This window comes from Paenibacillus apiarius (assembly GCF_017052585.1).
In the GTDB taxonomy this organism is placed as follows: Bacteria; Bacillota; Bacilli; order Paenibacillales; family Paenibacillaceae; genus Paenibacillus_B; species Paenibacillus_B apiarius.
This window is the reverse complement of record NZ_JAFFHZ010000001.1, coordinates 3,381,545-3,394,516: the sequence shown is the minus strand read 5'-3', so window position 1 is coordinate 3,394,516 and position 12,972 is coordinate 3,381,545. Positions and strand designations below refer to the sequence as shown.

At 53.6% G+C, this 12,972-nt stretch carries 12 protein-coding genes; 5 read left to right on the top strand and 7 right to left on the bottom strand.

Annotated elements, in window-relative coordinates:
• Position 1: 1 nt before the first annotated feature.
• The 5 genes from JSQ80_RS15260 to JSQ80_RS15240 all read left to right on the top strand — a co-directional run bounded on the left by JSQ80_RS15260 (position 2) and on the right by JSQ80_RS15240 (position 5,030).
• The gene (locus tag JSQ80_RS15260) at positions 2–949 is read left to right on the top strand and encodes an ABC transporter permease (protein ID WP_087434570.1); all 948 of its coding nucleotides are present in this window, start codon (positions 2–4) and stop codon (positions 947–949) included.
• A gap of 12 nt (positions 950–961) precedes the next feature.
• Positions 962–1,996, top strand: a complete 1,035-nt coding sequence (locus JSQ80_RS15255; RefSeq protein ID WP_206095883.1) for an ABC transporter ATP-binding protein — start codon at positions 962–964, stop codon at positions 1,994–1,996.
• Positions 1,977–2,930: an ABC transporter ATP-binding protein gene (locus JSQ80_RS15250; protein WP_087434568.1), complete on the top strand. Its 954-nt coding sequence runs from the start codon at positions 1,977–1,979 to the stop codon at positions 2,928–2,930. Before JSQ80_RS15255 ends, JSQ80_RS15250 begins: the two co-directional genes overlap by 20 nt.
• A 63-nt stretch (positions 2,931–2,993) precedes the next feature.
• Positions 2,994–4,652: a peptide ABC transporter substrate-binding protein gene (locus JSQ80_RS15245; protein ID WP_206095882.1), complete on the top strand. Its 1,659-nt coding sequence runs from the start codon at positions 2,994–2,996 to the stop codon at positions 4,650–4,652.
• On the top strand, positions 4,653–5,030 hold the full coding sequence (locus JSQ80_RS15240; protein WP_206095881.1) for a DUF3899 domain-containing protein: 378 nt from the start codon (positions 4,653–4,655) through the stop codon (positions 5,028–5,030).
• Between the two features lie 812 nt (positions 5,031–5,842).
• Here JSQ80_RS15240 and JSQ80_RS15235 read toward each other — a convergent pair.
• The 7 genes from JSQ80_RS15235 to JSQ80_RS15205 all read right to left on the bottom strand — a co-directional run bounded on the left by JSQ80_RS15235 (position 5,843) and on the right by JSQ80_RS15205 (position 12,959).
• The gene (locus JSQ80_RS15235; protein ID WP_206095880.1) at positions 5,843–6,442 is read right to left on the bottom strand and encodes a response regulator transcription factor; all 600 of its coding nucleotides are present in this window, start codon (positions 6,440–6,442) and stop codon (positions 5,843–5,845) included.
• Complete coding sequence (locus JSQ80_RS15230) at positions 6,439–7,575, bottom strand: sensor histidine kinase (protein WP_087434564.1); 1,137 nt, start codon at positions 7,573–7,575, stop codon at positions 6,439–6,441. The genes JSQ80_RS15235 and JSQ80_RS15230 overlap by 4 nt, the downstream gene beginning before the upstream one ends.
• Before the next feature lie 68 nt (positions 7,576–7,643).
• On the bottom strand, positions 7,644–8,699 hold the full coding sequence (gene desA, locus JSQ80_RS15225) for a Delta(5) desaturase DesA (RefSeq protein WP_206095879.1): 1,056 nt from the start codon (positions 8,697–8,699) through the stop codon (positions 7,644–7,646).
• A 214-nt stretch (positions 8,700–8,913) separates the two neighbouring features.
• Positions 8,914–10,269: an MATE family efflux transporter gene (locus JSQ80_RS15220; protein ID WP_206095878.1), complete on the bottom strand. Its 1,356-nt coding sequence runs from the start codon at positions 10,267–10,269 to the stop codon at positions 8,914–8,916.
• Positions 10,253–11,164 carry a metallophosphoesterase family protein gene (locus JSQ80_RS15215; protein ID WP_206097616.1) on the bottom strand — a complete coding sequence of 304 codons (912 nt, stop codon included), beginning with the start codon at positions 11,162–11,164 and terminating at the stop codon, positions 10,253–10,255. Before JSQ80_RS15215 ends, JSQ80_RS15220 begins: the two co-directional genes overlap by 17 nt.
• A 9-nt stretch (positions 11,165–11,173) precedes the next feature.
• The gene (locus JSQ80_RS15210; RefSeq protein WP_206095877.1) at positions 11,174–12,064 is read right to left on the bottom strand and encodes a CehA/McbA family metallohydrolase; all 891 of its coding nucleotides are present in this window, start codon (positions 12,062–12,064) and stop codon (positions 11,174–11,176) included.
• 25 nt (positions 12,065–12,089) lie between these two features.
• Positions 12,090–12,959 carry a carbohydrate ABC transporter permease gene (locus JSQ80_RS15205; protein WP_418888903.1) on the bottom strand — a complete coding sequence of 290 codons (870 nt, stop codon included), beginning with the start codon at positions 12,957–12,959 and terminating at the stop codon, positions 12,090–12,092.
• Positions 12,960–12,972: the final 13 nt, after the last annotated feature.

Below are 12,972 nucleotides of genomic sequence, written 5' to 3'. Positions count from 1 at the left end.
CATGAAAGCATCATCAGCCGAATTGGATCATCTGTTTCATCCCATAGACCGGAGCAGCATGGCAGACCAGGTCCTAACCCGGCCAAGCGTTCCCTTATGGAGAGATATGGTCCGGAAATTATTGAAAAACAAGTTGTCAGTGCTGGGTCTTGCCCTGCTGTTATTGATTATATTGCTTGCGGTGATTGGCCCGTCCTTGCTCCCCCATTCGCCAAGCGCCCAATCATTGACGCGGACGAACCTGCCCCCTTCAGCCGAGCATTGGTTCGGCACCGATGATCTGGGACGGGATGTATGGGCGCGTACCTGGGCAGGCGCTCGAATCTCGCTTACGATCGGCTTTGCCGCGGCGGCCATCGACTTGGTGGCGGGAATTCTGGTGGGCGGCGTATCCGGTTATATGGCGGGACGGGGACGCCTCGGCGATCGGGTGGACGGCATTCTGATGCGCATCGTTGAGATTTTGTACAGCATTCCTTACTTGCTCGTCATCATTTTGCTCCTTGTCATTATGAAGCCGGGAATCGTCACGATGATTATCGCGTTGTCCATTACGGGCTGGGTGGGCATGGCGCGGGTGGTCCGCGGCCAGATTCTGCAGTTGAAGCAGCAAGAATACGTACTGGCGGCACAAAAGCTGGGCACGTCGCATGCCCGCATTATTTTTAAACATCTGCTTCCGAATGCGGCAGGCATCATTATTGTCAATTTGACCTTTACGATACCGGCGGCCATCTTTTCCGAATCGTTCCTCAGCTTTCTCGGTCTGGGCGTTCAGGCCCCTGCGGCCAGTTGGGGAACGATGGCTAACGATTCGCTCGGTGTCATCCTGAGCGGGCAATGGTGGCGGCTGTTTTTCCCCGGATTGATGATTTCGCTCACTATGTTTGCGTTTAATGCATTTGGCGACGGGCTGCAGGATGTTCTGGATCCCCGGTCGGACAACTAAGGAGGTGCGCACATGAAGCATTTGCTGGAGGTTCATCATCTGAATGTCGCTTTCCGCTCCCGTGAGCGGGAACTTCAAGCCGTGCGTGACGTGTCCTTCCATGTAGGCGAACAGGAAACACTCGCCATCGTAGGCGAGAGCGGCAGCGGGAAGAGCGTGACGGCCCGGGCTATCATGGGCATGCTGCCCTCTCCGTACGGCATGATTAAGGGTGGAGAGATACGTTTTCAAGGCCGGGACATTACCCGGTTAAAAAAAAGCGCGCTGCGGAAATTGAGGGGCTCCGAGATAGGCATGGTCTTTCAGGATCCGATGTCTTCGCTCAATCCGACCATGAAGGTCGGCACGCAGATTGGCGAGGGACTGCTGCAGCATCAGAAGCTTACCCGGTCCGAGGCGCGGCACAGAACCATCGAATTGCTGCAGCTTGTTGGCATTCCCGACGCGGCCAGCCGGTATCACCAATATCCGCACGAGTTCAGCGGAGGAATGCGGCAGCGTGTCTCCATTGCGATTGCGCTTGCCTGCAACCCCAAGCTACTCATTGCAGACGAGCCGACTACCGCGCTGGATGTGACGATACAAGCGCAAATTATGGATATGCTGACCGGCTTGCAGGAACGCATGGGCAGCTCCATCCTTCTCATCACCCATGATTTGGGTGTCGTGGCCGAAGTGGCCCACCGCGTTGCCGTGATGTATGCCGGAATCATTGTGGAGACGGGTACGGTGGAAGATATTTTCGACCGCCCCAAGCACCCTTATACATGGGGACTGCTGCAATCAACGCCGAAGCTGGACGCGCCGGAGCAGGAGCGCCTCATTCCGATTGAAGGCTCGCCGCCCGATCTGTATTCGCCGCCGCAAGGATGTCCGTTTGCGCAGCGATGTCCTTACGCGATGGAGGTGTGCGTTCAACATCTGCCTGAAGCCATGTCATTCACTGATAACCATAGCGCGCGGTGCTGGCTGAACGATCCCCGTTCCCCTGTCGAGCACACGCCTATCGCAGCAAGGAGGTACGAATATGCCGGAGCCCATTCTTGAAATTCACGAGCTGCGCAAGCATTTCCGCATCGCTTCCGATCGGGTCGTGAAATCGGTTGACGGAATCAGCTTGACCATCCAACCCGGAGAGACGCTCGGGCTCGTAGGGGAAAGCGGCAGCGGAAAATCAACACTTGGAAAAACAGTTACGGGGCTGCTCGGCGCTACATCCGGAAAGGTGGTGTTTAACGGCAAAGACATAGCTCTGGCTCGGGCCAAAGAGAAACGGGAACTGAATCGCAATATGCAGATGATCTTCCAAGACCCGCACGCCTCGCTCAATCCCCGGCTGAGAGTCGGAGATATTATCGCGGAAGGGATTGACGCCCATAGGCTGGCGAGGGGGAAAGCAAGAAAAGAGCGCATCGCCGAGCTCCTGGAAAGAGTCGGATTGCACCCGGATCACGCCTTGCGGTTCCCCCATGAATTCAGCGGGGGACAGCGTCAAAGGATCGGCATCGCGCGCGCCTTGGCGGTAAAGCCGCAGTTCATCGTCGCAGATGAACCGATATCGGCGCTCGACGTGTCGATTCAAGCCCAAATCGTCAACCTGCTCAAGGACTTGCAGGCGGAAGAAGGGCTGAGCTACTTGTTTATTGCGCACGATCTGGCCATGGTCAAGCATATTAGCGACCGAATCGGCGTGATGTACCTAGGCAAAATGATGGAGCTCGCCGACCGCAGCTCGCTGTTCCGTGAACCGCTCCATCCTTATACGCAGGCGCTGCTCTCGGCAATACCGGCTTCGAACCCTTCGGAGAGAAGGCTGCGCGAAAGAATCGTGCTGCAAGGAGATCCGCCAAGCCCGCTCTCGCCGCCAACCGGCTGTCCGTTTCACGCCAGATGTCCCGCCGCCTCGGATGTCTGCGCGCAGCGCATGCCGGAAGGCAAGGAGGCGCGCCCCAACCATTGGGTCGCATGCCATTTATATTAGTTTTTAGAGGTTATTCCAAGTGGCCCCTTTTGATCACTTACTTATATTAACGGAGGAAAGACAATGAGAAAATGGAACGTAATGTTGGCTATTCTACTACTCGCGGCAGCCGCCTTGGCTGGATGTGCAAGCAAGGATAACAATGCCGCCAATCCGTCCGGCGCAGCGCAAGGAGCTGCCGAGAACGCTGCGGAGCAGATTCCGCAGGTGCTGACAACGAATCTGTCCGGCGGGGAACCGTATACGCTCGATCCCGCCTTCGCATCGGATACGACTTCGTATTTTATTATCGACAATCTATACGAAGGCCTGTATACCTATGACAAATCCGGAAAGATCGTAGAGGGCGCGGCCAGCAAAGTGGACGTGTCGGCAGACGCCAAGACATACACCTTCACCATCCGCGATGGAGCCAAATGGTCCAATGGCGACCCGGTAACGGCCCAAGACTTCGAGTACTCCTGGAAGCGTGTATTGAATCCGAAGACGGCCGCTTATGACCCGTCCTCACTCTACTACATCAAGGGCGCCGAGGAATATAACACCGGCAAAGGGAGCGCGGAAGACGTTGGCGTAACGGCCAAGGATGACCACACGTTAGTCGTGGAATTAAAAGCGCCGCTCAGCATCTTCCCTATTATTGCGGTGGGGCATGCCTATCTCCCCGTCCGTTCGACGGTCGTTGACAAGGACGAGAAATGGGCAGCCGAGTCCAATACGATTGTCGGCAACGGGCCTTACGTTCCGCAGGAATGGAAGCATAACGAACAGATTACACTTGCCAAGAACGATCACTATTGGAACAAGGATGCCATCTCGATGGAGACGATTCATTTCAAGATGGTGCAGGACGCGACGACCTACTACCAAATGTACAAAACAGGCGATCTCGACATGATCCTGTCCTTGCCGCTCGATACGATCGATCAGGAAAAGGAAAATAAAGAATATTTGTCTCATCCTTCTTTTAGCGTTTATACGTATTCGTTCAACGTGAAGGAAAAGCCGTTCACCAACCAAAAAATCAGACAGGCCTTCTCGTACGCCATCGACCGTGAGTCCCTCACGAAAAATGTGACGAAAGGCGGAGAAACGCCTGCTACCGGATATGTGCCTTATGGGTTGACCAATCCGTCGGGCAAAGACTTCCGCGACGATGCTCCGGAGAAATATTATGAGTTCAATGCTCAAAAAGCGAAAGAACTGCTTGCGGAAGGCTTGAAGGAAGAGGGCTTGACTCAGCTTCCGCCGGTGACGTTCAAGTACAACACGGCTGATAACCACAAGAAAGTGGCAGAAGCCTTGCAGGAAATGCTCAAAGAAAATCTGGGCGTGGAAATCAAGCTGGAGAACCAGGAGTGGAAGACCTACATCGATACGTTCAAGCAGAAAAATTTCCAAGCTGCCCGCATGGGATGGGAAGGCAACTATTTGGATCCGCTTGGCGTGCTGGGCCATTATACGTCCAGCAACTCCAACAACTTCACGAACTGGAGCAACAAGGAGTACGATAATCTGATCGAAAAGTCCACGTACGAATTGGACCCGAACAAACGGGTGGAACTGCTGCAACAAGCGGAGAAGGTGCTGATGGAAGACCTTCCGATTATCCCGATCCTGTTCTCGGCAGACACAGCCTTGGTAAGTCCTAAGGTAACAGGCATCATATTCGATGCTCGTTCCAACCCGGATCTGCGCTTTGCCACACGGGTCGAACAATAAATGCTCAAGCGTTATATTGCTGTTACCTTCATGGTGGCGCTCTTCATCACGTGCTCGCCATCTGCCTTCGGCACAGCCGCGGACATTGCCATCGTCAATCAGCTATTTCTGTATGGCTTGATCGCGCTCGTCATCGGCGCAAGCAGCTATGTTCTGCACAGCGGATTTTTGGCGCCTTTGTTGCGGGGGTTCGCGGGTCTCGGGTCATTATTCGTTCACAAATCAAAAGCGCTGCGGAAAGAAGACGAACTCATTCGGGCCGATCCCTCCCTGCTCGCTTGGAAGGCCTCTCTTGGCCGCAAGCTGGGAGCTTATGCCCTGGGCGGAGGCTCCGGCATGCTGCTCGGCTCTATAAGTCTCATGCATTTCTATTTTTGAAGCTGCTTCATCGTATGATCGCACAAACAGGCCGTCCCTTGCGCAGATTTTGTTCTGCAGCGGGGATAGCCTGCTTATTTGTATAGCGGCGTGAGGATACGGCATATATGCAATTCATTGCCTTCCTCGCACTCTCCCCTTTCTTCAGTAATAACGATTTGTTTATCACTCAGCCCCTCATGTTTATGGCCCAACGTTGCGTCTCCAACTGCAAATATACATTTGATAATTCTCTTTTTGCGTCTTTCGCCACGCTGGACTGCAATCGTACAGTTAACTTTCACACTATCGTACAAATAATGGAAGAAACATCGCTTTAAGCTGCATATTTGCAGTTCAAACGCCGAAAAAGGCTCTATTTCACAAAAATAACTGTACAAATACATTTCGCCACACTCCAACCTCTACCGAGGCCTTTTGAAATACATGGTTCTCATTCAGACTGAGAGGAGATCTGCTTCATTCGCCCCTTTGCTTCACTCTCCCAATCATTCAGAAAGCGGCACGTCCAATGATCACCCTCCGGGCAGCTGCAACTGGCACATCATCAGTCGCTTTATTCCTCGTTAGCGATACGAATCGGCATATACCATCCAGATCGTCATCCTTTCTGACGCTATGGGAGAGTGAGCCAAAGATAAAAAAGGCCGCACCGTGTTAGGTGCGACCTGAATGATGGGGAGACTCCGTTTGCTCCAATAATGAACGGCAGTTCCGCAACGCACTCCGCGGCCTCGAACTGCTGCCATTGCAAAAATCCCGCAAGCCATTTGCGGGATTCGAAAGGTAGTTATTTGCACCGACCGAACTCGTTACTTGAACCAGCCCTTTTCCTTGAACCGCGTAATCGCTTCGATCCGGTTGCTGACATTGAGCTTATCCAAGATAACGGAAATGTAATTGCGGACGGTCCCCGTCGTAATATAGAGCTGCTCGGCGATTTCCTTCGTATTTTTACCGTCGGCGATAAGCCCCAGCACTTCCTTTTCCCGCTCGGTCAACGGATTTTCTTCGCCGTACGCCTCATCCACCAGTTCCGATGCATAGATGCGCCGCCCGGCCATAATGCTGCGTATCGAGTCAGCCAGCTCCTCGCTGGGGCTGTCCTTCAACAAATAGCCGTTCGCGCCCGCCTTCAAAGCCCGCTCGAAATATCCGGCTCTGGCAAAAGTGGTCAATATCATCACCTTGCAGCCGGAGCCCTTTAGCTCCTCGGCCGCATCCAACCCGCTTTTCCCCGGCATTTCAATATCCATGATGCAAATATCCGGCTTATGCAGATGAACGAGCTGCACGGCTTCCTCGCCATTGCGCGCTCTGCCGACGACACTCATATCCTCTTCCAGATCCAGCAGGGAAGCGAGCGCGCCCAGCAGCATCCGCTGGTCCTCGGCGATTACGATGCGAATCATATCCCCACCTCCTTTTCCGGTTGCTTGAATACGTTCGGCACTTTAATTATGATCATTGTTCCATTATCTGATACGATGTCCATGCTTCCATTCACAAACTCAAGCCGCTCCCTCATGCCCCGCAGCCCATTGCCCCGCGCAGAGGCAGCATCCCCTGCGATGCCGATCCCGTTGTCCTTCACCTTCACGCACAGCTCGGTGTTCGAGGGCTCCATGACGATCGAGCAAGCCGACGCATTGCTATGCTTCACGATGTTGGTCACCGCTTCCTTCAGGCACATGCCGAGCACATTTTCGTTCAACAGCGAGGTATTGGAGAGCTTCAGATCGCCTTCCAAGGTGAATTCAATCTGCGCCGCCTTCAAAATTTGCTTGATGCGGAACATCTCATCCTCTAACCTCGTCCCCCGCATTTGGGTAACCATTTCCCGCACTTCCTTCAAGGCGCTTCTGGCCGTTTGCCGGACATCGTTGATTTCCGATTGGGCTTGGGCAGGGTTTTTGCTTATTAACTTGCCGGCCAGGTCGCTCTTCAGACCGATTAACGACAGCTTCTGACCCAGTGTATCATGGAGGTCACGGGCGATTCGCTGGCGCTCCTCCAGCTTGACCAGCTCGGAAATCCGCTTGTTCGCATCCTCCAATTGCCCCTCTAATTTTTCACGTTTGTTGCGGTTGTAGGTGGTGACCGGAAGGAGAATTACGCCAATGAGGCTGACAAGGACAAACGGAAGCTGGGAAATCAATACCGGATTTTTCGTGACAAAGCCAAAGTTGATCGTTGCGATCGTGCTGACGAGATGAATCGAGTATAACGTAAAAAATCCGATCCGGTGTTGGATATTGCCGATAAAAAACGCTAAAAAGAGAGCGAAATAGACATAGCCGAACAGCAGGGTCATCGTAATGGAGATCAATATTTGCAAGGACGTCCAAAAGTACACCAGCCATCCTTTCGCAACAAAGGACAGCACGTAGCAAATAAAGAACATCAAAATCATAACGATGCCGATTACAACTTGGTACGTCGAAGAGGAACGAAATATGAAATAGAACGGGAGGATGTAAAAGACTACCCATACGTATGGACTGAGCCCCGTGCTTCTGTGAAAAATTTGATACCACTTCTGCATGGCCGTCCTCCCTGCTCTGAGTTGAAATAGATGTAATTGTATCATAACACAAACGCTGCTGAACGCGATTATTTTCCCTGCATGCTTGGGGCGCTTCTCTTCATGCGTTCGGCCGCGCGGTTGGGCTTGCCCAGCATATGCTTAATGTCCTTGAACCCGACAAACGTTTTATTTTGTTCATCCCATAACCGGAAACGGAGCGACTTCAGGCTCGTCCTGATATTAATCGTCGTTGCCTTTTGGAGGGGAGGAGTCGCATTATGCGCCTTCTCCAAGTTATAGTTGGGCACCTTGGGACTCAAATGATGAACGTGATGAAACCCAATATTGCCGGTTATCCATTGCAGCACCTTAGGCAGCTTGTAATAAGAGCTTCCTTCCACGGCCGCCTTCACATAGCTCCACTCATCCTCGTTCTCGAAGTAAGAATCCTCGAACTGATGCTGGACATAGAACAGCCAGATTCCGAGCATGCCGGATACGAAAAAGATCGGACCTTGAATCATCACAAACGCCTGCCATCCAATGGCCCAGCACAACAGCGCGTACAGAGCGGCGATGGACACATTCGTCACGTAAGTGTTGATGCGCTCCTTGCGTCTCGCCCCTTTGCTGTTAAAGCGGTACGCAATCAGGAAAATAAAAATAGGCCCGAGTCCCAGCATAACAAATGGATTGCGATATATGCGATAAGCAATTCGCTTCAATAACGGAGCCGCGGCATATTCTTCTACAGTGAGAACCCACATATCTCCGGTTCCCCGTTTGTCGAGATTGCTGCTCGTTGCATGATGGATCGAATGACTGTTCTTCCACTGCTGGTATGGCACGAGTGTCAGAACGCCCGTAATGGTGCCGAGTATATCATTGGCTTTGCGGCTTTTGAAGAACGATTGGTGGCAGCAGTCATGAAAAATGATAAACGTCCGGATAACAAATCCAGAGGTGACGATCGCGATAGGAAGGGTAAGCCAATACGATACGGAAAGGCTTAAATACGCAGCATACCAGAGCAGCAATAAAGGTCCCAAGGTGTTAATAATTTGCCGAATGCTGGACTTTGGATCGTTTTTTTCATATGGCGCAACGTTTTTCTTTAGAGTGGATAGCTTGGATTGAGTCATCGTATGTTTTTCCTCCTAGGTTGACGCTTGGGGAACATATCCGAACAACAACGGCAGATTCCTATCTTCAGTATAGATAATACGGCCAGCTCACAGTAGTCATAAACGTCAAGTCGAGGGTATGACAAATGTCATATAGGGAGAAAAAATATACGCGCCGCATCCGTTTTTCATTTTCATGCCAAAAGAGCCATAGGACCAGCCCATGGCTCTCTCATTCTCCTGCTTGCCCTGCTAAAATGTTCAAACGCTGCCAAGCGCGCTTCCTCCATCTGCGCAGCATCACGAGCGCCCGCACCCATTCATCGATGGCGAACGCCAACCAGATCCCTGTCAGCCCCAGCTCGAATATAATCCCGAACAGATAGGCCAGCGGAACGCTGAGCCCCCACATGGACACCAAGCCGATGAGCACCGGAAACTTGACGTCGCCTGCCGCATTCAAGGAGCTGATGAGCACCATATTGCAGGCACGGGCCGGCTCCAGCAGAATGGACAAGAGCATGAGCTGCTTCCCAAGCTGCAAGATGTCCGAATCGGATGTGAAGAGGCCGATCATTGGATCGGACAGGCTGTACAGGATGATGCCGATGCCCAGCGACACAAGAACCGCCAGCTTCAGATGGCGGATGCCGGATTGATAGGCATCATCCTTGCGCATGGCTCCAATCAAGTGGCCAACCATAATTTGCGTGCCTTGGCCGATCGCCATCGAAAAGACGAAGACGAAAGCCGTAATGCTCTGCGTATAAATTTTGGTCGTCAATGCCGCCGCTCCCAAGAGCGCTACCAGATACGTGATGACCACCTGGGACAGGTTATAGGACACATGTTCACCCGCCGAAGGAATGCCCAGCTTGAAAATCAGGCGAAGGTTCCCTTTCCTCATATGAAGAGGATTCATCAAGCGTACCGGCTGCTCCAGCCGCCGATTGCACACGGCCCAATAAGCAGCCAAAGCGATAGCCCGGCTGATCCAAGTGGATACAGCCACGCCGTCCACGCCCAGAACCGGCAGCCCGAAGGGCTCCATCAGAACCAAATAGTTGCCTAAGATATGCAGCAGATTGACGCCGAACGAGATGACCATCATGTCCTTCACCATTCCCCGGCAGCGCAGCATCGTGCCTAGCGTCATACTCATGGCGACCATGAACACGGAGCTGCCGACGATGGACAAATAGGCGCTGCCTTCCGCCAGCAGATCCGGGGGCAGCTTGAACAGGAGCAGGAACAGATCCGCATGCGTCCCCAATCCCGCGCTGAACAGAAGTCCGATCATCACGTTCAACGTGAGGGCGGTTCTCCCGATTAGATCCGCATCGCGCAGCTTGCCCGCTCCCAGCCATTGATTGAGCACGACACTCGTGCCTACGGTAACGAATCCGAACATGAGGCCGACTACCGTCAGTATCTGATTGGCGACGCCAACGGCCGCCACAGCCCCGTCGGAATAGCTGCTCAGCATCATCGTATCCGCGGTGCCGAGCAGCATTCCGAACAGGGACTCCATGAAGATCGGCCATGTCAAGGACAGGATGCCGGAGCGAGACCTATTCGACGTGCTCATATCCGGCAACACTCCCGTCATCCAACCGGATCCATGTCCGGAAACGAGGCTGCCCCTCGAACAGGCGAATCACGCGCGCTCCCCGCCGCAGTGCGCCGTAACCGCCGTAGCCCGTCACTCTTCCGTACCCGATCCGAATGCCGTGCAAGACACCCGCATAATCGTTATCGTGATCATGGCCGGCGAAGGCGCCCATAACATCTCCGCTCTCCACCATCGCCGTGAACAGCCCGCTGTTCAGACGGGGGCAGCATACGGCTTCATGCCGAATGCCGGAGGCTTGTCCGGCTTCCCACGCCTCCTTGAATTCCGGTATCGGAATATGGAAGAAGGCTAAACCGGGCAAGGAGCCGTTGTTCTGCTGACGATAACGAAGCGACTCCCGGCGGTACCAGTCCACTTGATCCGGATGAATCCATGCGTATCCTCCTACGGATGCGGGAGCCATGTCACCCGAATCGAACAAATACAGCAGGGCTGCATCGGATGAATCTGCTGACGACTTCACCGTAAGGCTGTAGTTGCCTATCCCGTGAATATCCATCGGTCCCGATTGAGACAGTGAGAGCCGATAAGCCGCTATTCCCTCCAGCAGCTGCTCCCGGGTCGCGCTGCTCTCCGCATCATGATTGCCGAAGATGACGGCAAACGGCACCTGCCTCCGCTCCGGGACCGCCGCGATCCGGCGCAGCGCGGCGATGGGCTGCTCCACTTCCCGTCCGTACAGCATATCGCCGGAATAGACGATCAGATCGGGCTGCTCCGCGTCGATGATGCGCTCGGTCAAGGCTAAGGTGCGGGCGTCCTCTTCCTCCTTGCCGCCTCCGACATGCAGGTCGGTTAACTGAACGATTGTAAATGTGCCGTCTGGGCGAAATTTCAACGGAATGCTCATCTCCATAAGTCACCCCCGTTCCAGGAACAGCGGCTGCGAGAACGCTCCGAAGCCGCCCTCCAAATAGACAGCCAGACGCACATACCCTTCGTCCCCTCTGCAGTCGTACACAATCTGCTTGAACCTGCCTGTCTCCTCGTGCAGCACTTTTCCGTCACGGCCGATCAGCGTCGCGTACTTGTACATCCCGTCCAGATGAACGTCGGACAGCAGCTCCGCCACGATAGTGGAGCCCTCCACCCGGATGGAGTCGAAACCGTATCCGGTTGACACGTAGAAGCTGCCTTGGCGAATTGCGCTTAGCACCGCTTCTCTGGTGTTATCGCGGGCATACACCATATTCCAAGCTCTGCGCTCTTGTCCGTACGCATGGAAGTCGTCGTTGCCGAAGCCCCACACCTTCCGTCCTGAGGACAGCAGGGCATCCCACTTGTCGAATGCAATGTCATATTGCGGATGACCGTCGCCATTGATCACCTCGATGCCTGTATAAGACGACAGCTTGAGCATATCTGTGAACTTCCAGTACTGGGAGAAATACCGGTTCGGATGAACGAGCACGGATATCCCTCCGTTATCCAGACACATGGCGGACAGACGCTCGTAATTGCCAATCGTGAACTCGTTCGTATAATCGTCCATCAGCGCAGCCGGCGGCTGCACCAGCAGCATGTGCGCCTGCGGGCTGCTTACCTCGATCGCTTCGAACAGGGTCGGAATTGGGCTCTCGTCCGTATGCGGCGTAATCTGATCGTGATCGGAAATACCCAGAAAATCATAATCATTGTACATCCGGTATACCGTTGCCAAAGGATGATGCCCGTCGCTGTTCGTCGTATGGTTGTGGAAGCTTCCCCGCAGCCACAGTCCTTCTTGCGCATATGGATTTCTAATGTTCATGCAGCCAGCCTCCTGTCAAAATCTTCTATTCCTTCATCGAGCCGATCATCACGCCCTTGGCAAAATACTTCTGCAAAAACGGATATACGAGGACAATCGGCGTAATGACGATAATGATGGTCGCCATTTTCAGAGATGTTCCGGTAACCTGCATCTTGTCCAGCATCTGCATTTGCAGCGAACCTGCCGAGCTCATCAGCGTCTCGGTCAGCGCCTGCTGCTTCGTGAGCATCTCCTGCAGCACCGTCGACAACGGCTTCAGGTTCGGATCGCGCACATAGAAGGTGCCCGTGAACCAATCATTCCAATGCCCTACCGCGTTGAACAAAGAGATGGCGGCAATGACGGGCTTGCTCGTAGGCAGAATGACACGGGTAAATATCCCGATATCGCTGCATCCGTCGATCCGTGCCGCCTCCTCCAGCCCTTCCGGCATTTGTTGAAAGAACGAGCGCATAATCATCATGTTCCACACACTGTACAGAGCCGGTATGACATACACCCATATGCTGTTCGTCAGATGCAGCTCCTTCAGCACGATGTAGTAAGGGATGAGCCCGCCGCTGAACAGCATCGTAAAGAACACGAAGAAGGTAAGCTGCTTCTGTCCGGGCATTGTCTTGCTCTTGAGCGCGTATGCGGCCATCGCCGTCAGCAGCACGCTGAGAAAGGTGCCTACGACCGTGCGGAATACCGAGATGAAGAAGCCGTTTACGATATTGGATTGGCTGAACACTTCCTTGAAATTGTCCAGCGTGAACTCCCGCGGCCAGAAGTAAATGCCGCCCTTGGCCGCGTCCGTCCCCGCGTTTAACGATAGCGCCAGCACGTTCAATGTCGGCAAAATAATGGACAAGCACAACAAGACAAGCAAGCCGTAATTCAGAAACGTCATGAGCCCGCCGAAC